Consider the following 14,356-nt stretch of genomic DNA (forward strand, 5'->3'; position numbering starts at 1 on the left):
CGGCGAATGAGATACGTTCCCGGCCAGAAGGCTCGCCGCATCTCAAGGCTCGCCGTACCTCGGGGAGGGGGACCCTCGATGGCCACCATGGTCGACGTCGCACGGAGCGCCGGTGTGTCCGTCGCGACCGTCTCGCACGTCCTGAACGACACCCGTCCGGTGCTGCCCGGCACCCGGCAGGCCGTGCTGACCGCGATCGAGGAACTGGGCTACACCCCCAACACCCTCGCCCGCTCCCTGGTCACGTCCCGCACCCGCTCCATCGGCCTCGCGGTGTCGGCGATCAGCAACCCGTACTTCACGGAGATCCTCCAGGGCGTCGAGGCCGGCGCCCTGGAACAGGGCTACAGCCTGCTCATCGCCGACCCGCACGACGACCCGGAGCACGAGCGCACGGTCGTCCAACTCCTGCACGAGCGCCGGGTGGACGGCATGATCGTCGCGCCGTCGGCGGCTCCGGACGCCCTGGTCGCCTACCTCGGCCGGCACGCCGTACCGACGGTGTTCCTCGACCGGGTGATCGACGCGCCCTCGGACGACGCGCCCCCCGTCGACCAGGTGTGCGCCGAGAACGTCGAACCGACGGCCCACCTCGTCACGCACCTCGCCGGACTCGGCCACCGCCGCATCGGCCTCGTCGCGGGCCTGCCCGGGCTCAGCACCACCGGCGAGCGGATCGCGGGATACCGGAACGGCCTCGCCGCCGCCGGACTCCCGTACGACGAACGGCTGTTGACGCACGGCGACTCCGAGTCGGCCGCCGCCGAGCGGGCCACCGAGAAGCTGCTGTCCCTCGCCACCCCGCCCACGGCCCTGGTCACCGCCAACAACGCGATGACCATCGGCGCCCTGCGCGCCCTGCGCGAGCGAGGCCTGTCCGTCCCCGGCGACCTCGCGCTGTGCTGCTTCGACGACTTCACCTGGGCCGACCTGTTCGAGCCCCGGCTCACCGCGATCGCCCAGCCCAGCAAGGAGATCGGCGCCCAGGCCGTACGGCTGCTGCTGGACCGCCTCGCCTCGCCGGACCGGCCCGCCCGCGTCCTGCGGCTCCCCTGCACCTTCGTCCACCGCACGTCCTGCGGCTGCCCCGACCCGTCCGAACAGTCCCAGAAGGGAAACATCTCGTGATCGTCGTAGCCGGTGAGGCCCTGATCGATCTGGTGCCGCAGGGCACGGGAGCCCTCGCCGCCCTGAAGCCGGCGCTCGGCGGCGGCCCGTACAACACCGCCGTCGCCCTCGGCCGCCTCGGCTCCCCCACCGCCTTCTGCTCCCGCGTCTCCGACGACGCGTTCGGCGAGGCCCTCCTCGCCGGGCTGCGGCAGGCCGACGTGGACGTCCTGGACGTACAGCGCGGCCAGGAGCCGACCACCCTCGCGGTCGCCACGCTCGACGCGCACGGCTCGGCCACGTACTCCTTCTACGTCGACGGCACCGCCGACCGGCTCTTCACGGTGCCCGCGGCGCTGCCCGCGGAGACCGAGGCGGTGTCCTTCGGCACCTGTTCGCTCGTCCTGGAGCCGGGCGCGACTGCCTACGAGGAGCTGATGCGGACCGCGTTCGCGCAGGGCGTGTTCACCCTGCTCGACCCGAACATCCGGGCGGGCCTGATCCCCGACGCGGACGCCTACCGGGCGCGCTTCAAGAGCTGGCTGCCGTACGTGTCGCTCCTCAAGCTGTCCGAGGAGGACGCGCTGTGGCTGGGCGGCACCCCGCGCGAGTGGCTGGACGCCGGCCCCTCGGCCGTCGTGATCACCCAGGGCGGTGACGGCCTCGCCGCGTTCACCCAGGACGGCACGGTGTACCCGGTACCGGGCGAGAAGGTCGACGTCGTGGACACGATCGGCGCCGGTGACACCGTCAACGCGGCCCTGCTGCACGGTCTGTCCGCCCGGAACGCGCTGTCCGCGGAGGGGATGGCCGTCCTGGGCCGCGACGGCTGGACCCAGCTGCTGCGGCTCGCGGCGCGGGCGGCAGCGATCACGTGCTCACGGGCGGGTGCGGAACCGCCGTATGCCTCTGAACTGGGCGGTCTCTAGACGCTGTTGAGCGAATGTGGCGCCCGGCGGGGAAGTTCCCGCAGGGCGCCACACGCGCGTGCTCGCTGCCGGTCAGGCCTTGCGGGCTCGCGTCGTCTTCTTCGCGGGCGTGGCCTTCTTGGCGGGCACGGACTTCTTCGCCGCGACCGCCGCGGTCTTCTTGGCGGCCGTCTTGCGCGGGGCCTTCACCGGGGCTCCGTCGCTGATCCGGTCGGCGTCGAGGATCTCGCGCAGGAACTTGCCGGTGTGGCTGGCTCCTACCGCGGCGACCTGCTCCGGGGTGCCCTCGGCGATGACCAGACCGCCGCCGGCGCCGCCTTCGGGGCCCATGTCGACGACCCAGTCGGCGACCTTGATCACGTCGAGGTTGTGCTCGATGACGATGACCGTGTTGCCCTTGTCGACCAGACCGCCGAGCACGGTGAGGAGCTTGCTGATGTCCTCGAAGTGCAGGCCGGTGGTCGGCTCGTCCAGGACGTAGACCGTACGGCCGGTGGAGCGGCGCTGGAGCTCGCTGGCGAGCTTGACGCGCTGTGCCTCACCGCCGGACAGGGTGGTCGCGGACTGGCCGAGCCGGACGTAGCCGAGGCCGACGTCCTTGAGGGTGTTGAGGTGGCGGGCGATCCCGGGGACCGCCTCGAAGAACTCCGTGGCCTCCTCGATCGGCATGTTCAGGACGTCGGCGATGGACTTGCCCTTGTAGTGGACGTCCAGCGTCTCCCGGTTGTAGCGGGCGCCGTGGCACACCTCGCACGGGACGTAGACGTCCGGCAGGAAGTTCATCTCGATCTTGATGGTGCCGTCGCCCGCGCAGTTCTCGCAGCGGCCGCCCTTGACGTTGAAGGAGAAGCGGCCGGGCAGATAGCCCCGCACCTTCGCCTCGGTCGTCTCCGCGAACAGCTTGCGGACGTGGTCGAAGACTCCGGTGTACGTCGCCGGGTTGGACCGGGGGGTGCGGCCGATGGGTGACTGGTCGACGTGCACGACCTTGTCGACGAGGTCGTCGCCGTCCACGCGCGTGTGGCGTCCCGGCACGTTCCTCGCGCCGTTCAGCTCGCGGGCCAGGTGCGTGTACAGGATGTCGTTGACCAGGGTCGACTTGCCGGAGCCGGAGACGCCGGTGACCGCGGTGAAGACGCCCAGGGGGAACGAGACGTCGATGTCCTGGAGGTTGTTCTCCCGGGCGCCGTGCACCGTGAGCCGGCGGGTGGGGTCGAGCGGGCGCCGGATGTCGGGCAGCGGGATGGCCTTCTTCCCGGACAGGTACTGCCCGGTCATCGACTCGTCGTTGGCGAGCAGCTCCTTCAGGGAGCCGCTGTGCACGACCTTGCCGCCGTGCTCGCCCGCGCCGGGGCCGATGTCGACGATCCAGTCGGCGACCTTGATGGTGTCCTCGTCGTGCTCGACGACGATGAGCGTGTTGCCCATGTCGCGCAGCCGGACCAGGGTCTCGATCAGCCGGTGGTTGTCGCGCTGGTGCAGGCCGATGGACGGCTCGTCGAGGACGTACAGGACACCTACGAGTCCGGAGCCGATCTGGGTGGCCAGGCGGATGCGCTGGGCCTCGCCGCCGGAGAGGGTGCCGGCCGCGCGGTTCAGCGAGAGGTAGTCGAGGCCGACGTCGACCAGGAAGCGCAGCCTCTCGTTGCACTCCTTCAGCACGCGCTCGGCGATCTTCTTGTCGCGGGCGTCGAGCTTCATGCCGCCCAGGAACTCCGCGCAGTCGCTGATCGACATCCCGGAGATCTCGGCGATCGACTTGTCCATGATCGTGACCGCGAGGACGACGGGCTTCAGGCGCGTGCCGTGACAGGTGGGGCAGGGCACCTCGCGCATGTAGCCCTCGAAGCGCTCCCTGCTGGCGTCGCTCTCGGCCTCGCCGTGCCGCCGCTTCACGAAGGGGACGGCGCCTTCGAAAGGCGTCGTGTAGACCCGCTCGCGTCCGTACCTGTTCCGGTACCGGACCTCGATCTGCGTCTTGTGGCCGTACAGCAGGGCCTTCTTGGCGCGCTGCGGGAGACCCGCGAACGGGATGTCCGTCCGGAAGCCCAGCGCGTCCGCGAGGGCACCGATGAGACGGCTGAAGTAGTCCTTGGTGTGGCCGTGCGACCACGGGTGGATGGCGCCCTCGTCCAGGGACTTGTCCTCGTCCGGGACGATCAGCTCGGCGTCGACCTCCATGCGCGTGCCGATGCCGGAGCACTCGGGGCAGGCGCCGAAGGGCGAGTTGAAGGAGAAGGAGCGGGGCTCCAGCTCCTCGAAGGACAGGTCGTCGTACGGGCAGTACAGGTGCTCCGAGTACATGCGCTCGCGCTCGGGGTCGTCCTCGGGGAGGTCGACGAAGTCGAGCACGATCATGCCGCCCGACAGGCCGAGGGCGGTCTCGACGGAGTCGGTGAGGCGGCGCTTGGCGGAGTCCTTCACCGTGAGGCGGTCGATGACCACCTCGATGGTGTGCTTCTCCTGCTTCTTCAGGGTGGGCGGCTCGGAGAGCTGGATGGTCTCGCCGTCCACGCGCGCGCGGCTGTAGCCCTTGGTCTGGAGGTCCGCGAACAGGTCGACGAACTCGCCCTTGCGCTCGCGCACCAGCGGCGACAGGACCTGGAAGCGGCTTCCCTCGGGCAGCGCCAGGACCTTGTCGACGACGGCCTGCGGCGACTGGCGCGAGATGGGCCGGCCGCACTCGGGGCAGTGCGGCTTGCCGATGCGCGCGAAGAGCAGGCGCAGGTAGTCGTAGACCTCGGTGATGGTGCCGACCGTCGAGCGCGGGTTGCGCGAGGTCGACTTCTGGTCGATGGAGACGGCCGGGGAGAGACCCTCGATGAAGTCGACGTCCGGCTTGTCCATCTGGCCGAGGAACTGACGGGCGTACGAGGAGAGCGATTCCACGTAGCGCCGCTGACCCTCGGCGAAGATCGTGTCGAAGGCCAGGGAGGACTTGCCCGACCCGGACAGGCCCGTGAAAACGATGAGCGAGTCGCGTGGAAGGTCGAGCGAGACATTCTTCAGATTGTGCTCGCGCGCGCCACGGACGATGAGACGGTCGGCCACGCCGGTCCGCACCTTTCTTGAGAGAAGTGACAGGGGCGGGGCCCCCGTCGTTCTCAGACTAGGGGGAGCCACTGACAACGCCGGTCGGAATCCCGGCCGAGGCATAACAACCTCCGGCCTTCCAGCATGCCCGACGCCGCACCCGACGATATAGCACGTGCATTCGATTTACGGCACTGCTTCACCACCTTCACCCAAAGGTGTGGCGGGACTAGGGTCAGCAGCATGATTGATCACGCTCATGACCTGGCCTCTGTACGTGATGCGACCGAGCGAGTGCTCACCGCTGCCGCCGCTCTGGACAACGCTTCCGTGGCCGAGCCGTCACGGCTTCCCGGCTGGAGCCGCGGTCACGTCCTCGCCCACCTCGCCCGGAACGCGGACGCTCTCGTGAACGTCCTGGAGGGGCTCCCCATGTACGCGACGGCGAGCGTCCGCGATTCCGACATCGAGCGCGACGCTCCTCGGCCCCTGGACGTCCAGCTCGCCGACGTGCGCGAGAGCGGGGCCCGTTTCCAGGACGCGGGTGCCGCTCCCGCGGACTGGTCACGCACCGTGGAGCTGCGCAACGGGGTCGTCGACTCCGCGTCCCGGATCCCGTTCCGGCGCTGGGCCGAGGTGGAGCTGCACCACGTGGACCTGGGGACCGGGTACGAGCTGGAGGATCTGCCGGAGGAGTTCACCCAGCGGGAGATCGCCTTCCTGGTCGAGCGGTTCGACGGGCACCCGGACGTACCGTCGACCCACCTCACCGACGGCACGCACGCGTGGAGCACGGGCCGGTCCGCCGAGAAGCCCGAACTCACCGTCACCGGCAGCCCGGCGGCTCTGCTCGGCTGGCTCTGCGGACGCCGTGACGGGTCAGGCCTGACGGTCGACGGGGGCTCCTTGCCGACGCTGCCCCCGCTATAGGGTGACGGCCATGACGTACAGCGGTGAGGTGACGGTCGGCGGACCGGCGGATGTGCACGAGCTCACGGACCTGATGATCACCAAGATCGCGGTCGGACCCATGAACAACAACGCCTATCTGCTGCGCTGTCGGGCCACGGACGAGCAGTTGCTGATCGACGCGGCCAACGACGCGGAGACCCTGCTCGGCACGATCGGCGAGGACGGCATCGCGTCCGTCGTCACCACCCACCAGCACGGCGACCACTGGCAGGCGCTCGCGGAGGTCGTGACGGCCACGCGCCCGCGTACGTACGCGGGCCGCGAGGACGCCGACGGCATCCCGGTGCCGACGGACGTCCTGGTCGGCGACGGCGACACAATCCGAGTGGGGCAGGTCGAGCTGACCGCGCGTCACCTCGTGGGCCACACGCCGGGCTCGATCGCGCTCGTCTACGACGACCCGCACGGGCACCCTCATGTGTTCACCGGGGACTGCCTGTTCCCGGGCGGTGTGGGCAACACCCGCAAGGACCCCGAGGCGTTCGCCAGTCTGATCCACGACGTCGAGACGAAGATCTTCGACGCGCTCCCGGACGAGACCTGGGTCTACCCGGGACACGGCAACGACACGACGCTGGGCGCGGAGCGCCCGCACCTGCCGGAGTGGCACGCGCGCGGGTGGTGACAGTCCGGCAGGAACCGGCGCGTGCGCGCCCCGTGTGAATCCTTCGCACGCGCCGGTGTCCCGCACGCGCTCCCCCCGCACGTGGTTGCGCGGTCGACTGAAAGCAGCCCCGCTCAGGACGACGGCTCCTGCGCGGACGGGCCGCCGGTCCATCGTTCCCCGCCCTCGACCGGCGGCCCCGGCGAGCGGGCCGGAATCGGCGTCCCACAGGTGCTGTTCACAAGAGCGCAACAAGTGTTCCCACTATGCGGACATTCGGGGCTGTGACCTGGACAATCAGGACGTCCGACTGTCACTCTCCCGCCATGCATCTTGCCCCTCGCGTACTGCGCCGCGCGATATCCGCCGCAACCGTAGCCCTGCTCGCCACCGCCGTCGGCTGTGCTCCGCAGCCGGAGGACAAGGCCTCCGACCAGGCCTCCGGTTCGACCGCGACCACCTGCGCCAAGGGCAAGTTGGCCACCCAGACCTCCGGCAAGCTGACGATCGCGACGGACGAGCCGGCGTACGAGCCGTGGTTCGAGGACGACAAGCCCGCCAACGGCAAGGGCTTCGAGTCGGCGGTCGCGTACGCCGTGGCGAAGCAGCTCGGCTACGCCAAGAGCGCCGTCGTCTGGCAGAGCGTCCCCTTCAACAAGGCCTTCGCGCCCGGCGTGAAGACCTTCGACTTCGACATCAACCAGGTGTCGATCAGCACCGAGCGCAAGAAGGCCGTCGACTTCTCGTCCGGCTACTACGACGTGCGTCAGGCCGTCATCGCGCTCAAGGGCGGCAAGGCCGCCAAGGCGACGAGCATCGCGGGCCTGAAGGGCCTCAAGCTGGGCGCCCAGGTCGGCACCACGAGCCTGAACTACATCAGCGACGTGGTGAAGCCGACGCAGCAGGAGGCCGCGTTCTCCAAGAACGACCAGGCCGTCTCCGCACTCAAGAACGGCCAGGTCGACGCCATCGTCGTCGACCTGCCGACCGCCTTCTACATCACCTCGGCCGAGGTGACCAACGCCAAGATCGTCGGCCAGTTCGAGAACCAGGGCGGCACACCCGAGCAGTTCGGGCTCGTCCTCGACAAGGGCAGCGACCTCACGTCGTGCGTGTCGTCGGCCGTGGACGCGCTCCGCAAGGACGGCACGCTGGCCGCGCTGGAGAAGCAGTGGCTCTCCGACGCCGTCGACGCCCCGGTCCTCAAGTGACCGTGGTGAAGGACGACTCCGGCCGGGAGGCCGCTGACGACAAGGGCGACATGCCCGGCGGGGGCGACACGTACGTCCCCTCGCAGCGGCGCCTGGACCGCGAGCGTCACAAGCGCACGCGTGCCCGTCGCGCGACCGCCATCGCCGCGGTGTCGACCCTGGTCACGGCCGTCGTCCTGTACGTGGTCGTGGTCAGCGCGCCGGGCTGGGAACGCACCAAGGAGACCTTCTTCGACGGGCACTACGCGCGCGAGGCGTTCCCCAAGGTCCTCGAAGGGCTCTGGCTGAACATCCGGCTGCTGCTGATCTGCGGCGTCCTGGTGCTCGTCCTGGGCATGCTGATCGCCATCGCGCGCACCCTGCGCGGGCCGGTGTTCTTCCCCCTGCGGGTGCTGGCGGCCGCGTACACGGACTTCTTCCGGGGGCTGCCGCTGATCATCAACCTGATGATCGTGGTCTTCGGAGTGCCCGCTCTGCGCCTCCAGGGCGTGACCGTCGACCCGGTATGGCTGGGCGGTGCGGCGCTGACTCTGACGTACTCGGCATACGTCGCCGAGGTGTTCCGCGCGGGCATCGAGTCCGTGCACCCCTCGCAGCGCGCCGCGGCCCGCTCGCTGGGCCTGAGCAACCGGCAGGCGCTGCGGCATGTGGTACTCCCCCAGGCCGTACGCCGGCAGGTGCCGCCTTTGTTGAACGATCTCGTGTCCCTCCAGAAGGACACCGGGCTCGTGTCCATCGGCGGTGCGATCGACGCCGTACGGGCGTCCGACATCATCGCGCAGCGCGCCCTGAACTACACGCCGTACATCGTCGCGGGGCTCGTCTTCGTGGCGCTGACCATCCCGATGACCCGCTTCACGGACTGGGTGACCGCGCGGATGGACCGGCAGCGCGCCCAGGGAGGCACGACATGAGCACCGACGACATCTCCGCCGCTTCTCCCGTGCTGCGCATGGAGTCCGTCCGCAAGACCTTCGGTACGTCGGTCGTCCTGCGGGACGTCGACCTGGAGGTCCCTCCGCACACCGTGACGGCGCTGATCGGCGCCTCCGGCTCCGGCAAGTCGACACTGTTGCGGTGCGCGAACCTCTTGGAGGACATCGACGACGGCGCGATCTGGCTGGACGGCGAGGAGATCACCGACCCGCGCGTCGACCCGGACGCGATACGGCGCCGTATCGGCGTGGTGTTCCAGGCGTACAACCTGTTCCCGCACATGACGGTCCTGGAGAACATCACCCTGGCCCCTCGCCGGGTGCACGGCGTGTCCCGCGCGGAGGCCGAGGCACACGCGCGTGAGCTGCTGGAGCGGCTCGGGCTCGGGGACAAGGCGGGCGCCTACCCGGACCGGCTGAGCGGTGGTCAGCAGCAGCGGGTGGCGATCGTGCGCGCCCTGGCCGTACGTCCCCGGCTGCTGCTCTTCGACGAGATCACCGCCGCGCTCGACCCCGAGCTGGTCGGTGAAGTGCTCGCCGTGGTGCGGGACTTGAAGGACGAGGGCATGACCATGGTGCTGGCCACGCACGAGATGGGCTTCGCCCGGGACGTCGCCGACCAGGTGTGCTTCCTGGACGGAGGCGTGGTCCTGGAGCGCGGCACGGCCCAGCAGATCTTCGGCGACCCGCAGCAGGAGCGCACGCAGCGCTTCCTGCGACGGATCGTGGAGGCGGGCCGTCTGTGACGGGGCGTCTGTAACTGGTGGTCTGTAAGAGGCGTACGCCTGGAGGCCGGTGCTTACGCGTCGGCCTTCCCCGCGCCCGCCAGCGCGGCGACGCGCTCCACGCCGAACACGTACCCCTGCACTCCGCATCCCGCGATGACACCGTCGGCACGCAGCGAGACGTACGAGTGGTGCCGGAACGACTCGCGCTGGTGGATGTTGGAGATGTGGACCTCCAACACCGGTAGCCCGTCACAGGTGTTGAGGGCATCCAGGATGGCGACGGAGGTGTGCGAGTACGCCCCCGGGTTGATCACGATGCCGCAGTGGTTGAGGCGCGCCTCGTGGATCCAGTCGACCAGTTCGCCCTCGTGGTTGGACTGCCGGAAGTCCACCGTGCCGCCGTGCCCGGCCGCCGCCTTGACGCACAGCGCCTCGACGTCGGCGAGCGTGTCGGAGCCGTAGATCTCCGGCTGACGCTGGCCCAGGAGGTTCAGGTTGGGGCCGTTGAGGATCATGATCGGGGCGTTGGCCAGGGTGCGGGGCACGGTTCCTCCGGTCCGTTCGGACATGTCGTCGCAGGCGGGGCCGCCGGTCGACGGCCGCTGCTCGGAACCGGTCTATCACGACCCCTCCGCACCACCGCACGCCCCCGTAACCGTTGCTCACTGTGGGTAGTTGACGCGGCATGCACGATGTACGCACCGTAAGACCCCCTTCCATGCTGCGCCTCGCGGCCGCCTCGCTCGCCGGCACCGCGATCGAGTTCTACGACTTCTTCGTCTACGGCACGGCGGCGGCCCTGGTTCTCGGGCCCCTGTTCTTCCCGACGTTCTCGCCGGTGGCGGGGACGCTGGCCGCCTTCGGGACGTTCGGTGTGGGTTTCGTGGCGCGCCCGCTGGGCTCGATCCTGTTCGGGCACTTCGGGGACCGGCGCGGACGGCGGCCGGTCCTCGTCGCCTCGCTGCTGCTGACCGGCGCCTCGACGGTCGCGGTCGGCTGCGTACCGTCGTACGGCTCGATCGGGGTGGCCGCTCCCGTGCTCCTTCTGGTGCTGCGTTTTCTGCAGGGCCTGGGGCTCGGCGGAGAGTGGGGCGGGGCAGTGCTGCTGACCGCCGAGCACGCGCCGGCCGGGCGGCGGGGGCTGTGGTCGAGCTTTCCGCAAGCCGGGCCCGCGGTGGGGTTCCTGCTGGCCAACGGTGTGATGCTGGCGCTGTCGGCCACACTGACGGACGCGCAGTTCGCGCAGTGGGGCTGGCGGGTGCCGTTCTGGGTGGCCGGGGTGCTGGCCCTCGGTGGGCTGTGGCTGCGCTCGTCGCTCGCCGAGAGCCCCCGGTTCCTCGAAATCGACGACCACGCGCGTGTGCCGCTCGCCGAAGTCGTGCGCGAGCACTGGCGGTTGGTGCTGCTGACCGCCGGGGCGCTGTCGGTGGGGTACGCCGTCTTCTACGCGGTGACGACCTGGTCCCTCGCCTACGGCACGGAGCGACTCGGGGTCGGGCGTACGGAGATGCTGGCCTGCATCATGGCCGCCGTGGTGGTGAAGGGCTCGCTCACGCCGCTGGTGGCGCTGCTGAGCGACCGTTATGGGCGCCGTCCACTGTGTCTGCTGGGGTGCACGGCCGCCGCGCTGTGGATGTTCCCGATGGTCGCGCTGCTCGCCACGGGTGCGCCGCTGCTGATGTTCCTCGGGTTCCTCGGGGCGCTGCTCGCGTTCGTGACGATGTTCGCCGTGCTCGGCGCGTATCTGCCGGAGCTGTACGAGCCGCGGGTGCGCTGCACGGGTGCCGCCGTCGGCTACAACCTCGGCGGGGTCCTCGGCGGCGCGCTCACCCCGATCGTGGCGACGGCACTCGCCGAGCACAGCGGGCGCGTCCCCTGGGGTGTGGGCGCCTATCTGACGGGGGTCGCCCTGTTCAGCCTGGGCTGCTTCGCGCTGCTGCCGGAGACCCGGCCGGTGGGGGCGGTGGCCGCGGAGCCGGTCACCGGGTGAGGGCTCGCGCGGCAGGGGACGTAAGGCAGCGGGAGACGTAAAGGCTTGCGCAAGCGTTTACGTGCCGTCCGGAACGCCTCACGCTGCGGAACTCCGCGCGCTACGGATTGATCGCCAGCTCCAAGTACGCCGCGAACAGCACCAGATGGACTCCGCCCTGGAGCGGTGTCGCCCGGCCCGGTACCACCGTCAGCGAACTCACCACGATCGTCAGGGCGAGCAGCACCATGTGCGTGGAGCCGAGGCCGAGGACGAGCGGGCCGGAGAGCCAGATGGACGCGAGGGCGACGGCGGGGATGGTGAGGCCGATGCTGGCCATCGCGGAGCCGAGCGCGAGGTTGAGGCTGGTCTGCACCCGGTCGCGGCGGGCGGACCGCAGGGCGGCGATGGTCTCGGGGAGCAGCACGAGCAGCGCGATGATCACACCGACGACCGCGTGGTGCAGCCCGGCCGCCTCGACGCCGGACTCGATGGTCGGCGAGACGCCCTTGGCCAGTCCGACCACGCCGATCAGGGCGAGGCCCAGCAGGCCCAGACTGATCAGGGCGGTGCGGGCGGACGGCGCGTCCGCGTGGTGGTCCTTGGTGATCGCCTCGCCCTGCCGGGAGACCGGCAGGAAGTAGTCGCGGTGCCGCACGGTCTGCGTGGCCACGAAGAGGCCGTACAGGGCGAGTGAGGAGAGCGCCGCGAAGGTGAGCTGGGCGCCGGAGAACTCCGGGCCCGGCTTGCTGGTGGTGAAGGTCGGCAGGACCAGGCTGAGCGTGGCCAGGGTCGCCACGGTGGCGAGGGCGGCGCCGGTCCCCTCGGGGTTGAAGACCGCCGTGCCGTGGCGCAGCGAGGCGACGATGAGGACCAGGCCGACGATGCCGTTGCAGGTGATCATGACGGCCGCGAAGACGGTGTCCCTGGCGAGCGTCGAGCTCTTGTCGCCGCCATCGGCCATCAGGGTGACGATCAGGGCGACCTCGATGATCGTCACGGCGACGGCGAGGACGAGGGAGCCGAAGGGTTCTCCGACACGGTGGGCGATCACCTCGGCGTGGTGCACCGCGGCCAGCACGGCGCCGGCGAGGACCAGGGTCACCAGGGCGACGACCACGGCGGGCAGATCCTTGCGCCCCCAGGTGAAGATCAACAGGACGGCCGCGAGCACCGGTACGAGGGTCGTCCACTGAGTGGTGAGCGACCTGAGCCGAGTGATCATGAAGCGATCCTCGCAGAGGCGTACGGGCCCCGCACTCCGGCGGCGCGGGGCCCGTACGGCGCTACTTGAACTCGGTCATGTCCAGTACGTCGCAGTCGGTGAACGACGGCGGCCTGGTACACAACGCGGCCATCTGCTCGGCCATTTTGCCGGTCTCGGGTTCCTGGCTGTTGCGCATGGCGTCCTCGTACGAGTCGAACTCGATCACGACGAGGACATGGCCGGGATTGTTCCGGTCCCGCAGGACGAGGCGGTGCGTCGGCCCGCCGGCACGGCCGGCCATCCGCTTGTCCGCCTCCTCGGCCACCGCCTGCATCTCGTCGAAGCGGTCGGTCTCGAAGTCGACGATCTGCACGAACTTCTTCGATACGTCCATGGATACCTCCACGCGGCCGTGGCGCTCCCTGACCGGTCGCGCTCGGTATCCAACGAAGCACCGGGAGCGGTGGTCGGCAATTCATCGTGCGGTGCTCCCGGTGATCGTTGTTCCTACGTCGGACGCGGTCAGGCGTCGATGCTGTCCTTCGGAGCGCCTTCGGTCCCCTTCCGCGCCGCCTCGGCCGCCGCCGTCTTCTTGTTGGCCATCAGGCTGGTGATCGTGGTGACGACCAGGACCGCGCAGATCACGCCCAGCGAGACCGGGATGGAGATCTCCGGGACATGGACGCCGGACTCGTGCAGTGCGTGCAGCACGAGCTTGACGCCGATGAAGCCGAGGATCACCGACAGGCCGTAGCTGAGGTGGACCAGCTTCTTCAGCAGGCCACCGATGAGGAAGTACAGCTGCCTGAGGCCCATCAGGGCGAAGGCGTTGGCCGTGAACACGATGTACGGGTCCTGGGTCAGGCCGAAGATCGCGGGGATGGAGTCGAGCGCGAACAGCACGTCCGTCGTACCGATCGCGAGCATCACGACCAGCATCGGGGTCATGACCCGCTTGCCGTTCTCCCGGATCCACAGCTTGGTGCCGTGGTACCGGTCGGCCACACCGAAGCGGCGCTCGGCGGCCTTGAGCAGCTTGTTCTCCTCGAACTCCTCTTCCTCCTCGTCGGCGCGGGCCTCCTGGATGAGCTTCCAGGCGGTCCAGATGAGGAAGGCGCCGAAGATGTAGAAGACCCACGCGAAGCTGGCGAGGATGGCCGCGCCGGCCGCGATGAAGATGGCCCGCAGGACCAGGGCTATGAGGACACCGACGAGCAGCACGCGCTGCTGGTACTGCGAGGGCACGGCGAACTTCGCCATGATCAGGACGAAGACGAAGAGGTTGTCGACGCTCAGCGACTTCTCGGTGATGAAGCCGGCGAAGAACTCCCCGCCGGCCTGACCGTCCCCGAAGACGAGCAGGCCGAGTCCGAAGAGTCCGGCGAGGGCGATCCAGACGATCGTCCAGATTCCGGCTTCCTTGATCGACACGTCATGCGGCTTGCGGCCGATGAAGAAGTCGACCGCGATGAGGGCCGCCAGCCCCACGATGGTCAGGACCCACAGGGTCACGGAAACATCCACTACTGCTCCTCCGGCGGTATTAACGGCAAATGGTCAGCGTCGTCGCTACCGGAGGTCTCTTCCACCTTGGACGGGCGCCCAGGGCCGACGCCCCGGGATCTGGCCTGATCCGTATTGACGGGTACGCCGCAGCAGAT

At 69.7% G+C, this 14,356-nt stretch carries 13 protein-coding genes; 8 read left to right on the plus strand and 5 right to left on the minus strand.

The window, feature by feature from the left end; genetic code table 11:
- The first annotated feature begins 78 nt into the window (after window positions 1-78).
- Together OG496_RS16975 and OG496_RS16980 are read left to right on the plus strand one after the other, a co-directional pair.
- Window positions 79-1,128, plus strand: coding sequence for a LacI family DNA-binding transcriptional regulator (locus OG496_RS16975; protein ID WP_405971445.1), 1,050 nt, complete (start codon window positions 79-81; stop codon window positions 1,126-1,128).
- A complete protein-coding gene (locus OG496_RS16980) occupies window positions 1,125-2,036 on the plus strand; it encodes a carbohydrate kinase (protein WP_405971446.1) in 912 nt (303 codons plus the stop codon). The genes OG496_RS16975 and OG496_RS16980 overlap by 4 nt, the downstream gene beginning before the upstream one ends.
- A 72-nt stretch (window positions 2,037-2,108) precedes the next feature.
- Here the strand turns inward: OG496_RS16980 and uvrA are convergent, their stop codons facing one another.
- Window positions 2,109-5,087, minus strand: coding sequence for an excinuclease ABC subunit UvrA (gene uvrA, locus OG496_RS16985; protein WP_405971447.1), 2,979 nt, complete (start codon window positions 5,085-5,087; stop codon window positions 2,109-2,111).
- Window positions 5,088-5,312: 225 nt separating this feature from the next.
- Between uvrA and OG496_RS16990 the strand changes: the two genes are divergently transcribed.
- From OG496_RS16990 to OG496_RS17010, 5 genes are all read left to right on the plus strand, one after another.
- Window positions 5,313-5,999: a maleylpyruvate isomerase family mycothiol-dependent enzyme gene (locus tag OG496_RS16990; protein ID WP_399394364.1), complete on the plus strand. Its 687-nt coding sequence runs from the start codon at window positions 5,313-5,315 to the stop codon at window positions 5,997-5,999.
- Between the two features lie 10 nt (window positions 6,000-6,009).
- Window positions 6,010-6,666: an MBL fold metallo-hydrolase gene (locus OG496_RS16995; RefSeq protein ID WP_405971448.1), complete on the plus strand. Its 657-nt coding sequence runs from the start codon at window positions 6,010-6,012 to the stop codon at window positions 6,664-6,666.
- 305 nt (window positions 6,667-6,971) lie between these two features.
- The gene (locus OG496_RS17000; RefSeq protein WP_405858253.1) at window positions 6,972-7,856 is read left to right on the plus strand and encodes an ABC transporter substrate-binding protein; all 885 of its coding nucleotides are present in this window, start codon (window positions 6,972-6,974) and stop codon (window positions 7,854-7,856) included.
- On the plus strand, window positions 7,853-8,770 hold the full coding sequence (locus OG496_RS17005) for an amino acid ABC transporter permease (RefSeq protein ID WP_405971449.1): 918 nt from the start codon (window positions 7,853-7,855) through the stop codon (window positions 8,768-8,770). The genes OG496_RS17000 and OG496_RS17005 overlap by 4 nt, the downstream gene beginning before the upstream one ends.
- Complete coding sequence (locus OG496_RS17010; protein ID WP_405971450.1) at window positions 8,767-9,537, plus strand: amino acid ABC transporter ATP-binding protein; 771 nt, start codon at window positions 8,767-8,769, stop codon at window positions 9,535-9,537. Before OG496_RS17005 ends, OG496_RS17010 begins: the two co-directional genes overlap by 4 nt.
- Before the next feature lie 53 nt (window positions 9,538-9,590).
- Here the strand turns inward: OG496_RS17010 and aroQ are convergent, their stop codons facing one another.
- The gene (gene aroQ / locus OG496_RS17015) at window positions 9,591-10,064 is read right to left on the minus strand and encodes a type II 3-dehydroquinate dehydratase (protein ID WP_362983326.1); all 474 of its coding nucleotides are present in this window, start codon (window positions 10,062-10,064) and stop codon (window positions 9,591-9,593) included.
- A gap of 173 nt (window positions 10,065-10,237) precedes the next feature.
- On the opposite strand from aroQ, the gene OG496_RS17020 reads away from it, so the two are divergent.
- Complete coding sequence (locus tag OG496_RS17020) at window positions 10,238-11,509, plus strand: MFS transporter (RefSeq protein WP_405971451.1); 1,272 nt, start codon at window positions 10,238-10,240, stop codon at window positions 11,507-11,509.
- Window positions 11,510-11,609: 100 nt separating this feature from the next.
- Here OG496_RS17020 and OG496_RS17025 read toward each other — a convergent pair whose 3' ends face one another.
- The 3 genes from OG496_RS17025 to OG496_RS17035 all read right to left on the minus strand — a co-directional run bounded on the left by OG496_RS17025 (window position 11,610) and on the right by OG496_RS17035 (window position 14,219).
- Entirely contained in the window at window positions 11,610-12,713 is a 1,104-nt protein-coding gene (locus OG496_RS17025; RefSeq protein WP_399394369.1) for a calcium:proton antiporter, read from the minus strand.
- 61 nt (window positions 12,714-12,774) lie between these two features.
- Window positions 12,775-13,089 carry a hypothetical protein gene (locus tag OG496_RS17030; RefSeq protein WP_405971452.1) on the minus strand — a complete coding sequence of 105 codons (315 nt, stop codon included), beginning with the start codon at window positions 13,087-13,089 and terminating at the stop codon, window positions 12,775-12,777.
- A gap of 128 nt (window positions 13,090-13,217) precedes the next feature.
- Window positions 13,218-14,219, minus strand: coding sequence for a TerC family protein (locus OG496_RS17035; protein WP_366494193.1), 1,002 nt, complete (start codon window positions 14,217-14,219; stop codon window positions 13,218-13,220).
- Window positions 14,220-14,356: the final 137 nt, after the last annotated feature.

Origin of the sequence: Streptomyces sp. NBC_00988, from assembly GCF_045162645.1 — a bacterium.
Lineage (GTDB): Bacteria > Actinomycetota > Actinomycetes > Streptomycetales > Streptomycetaceae > Streptomyces.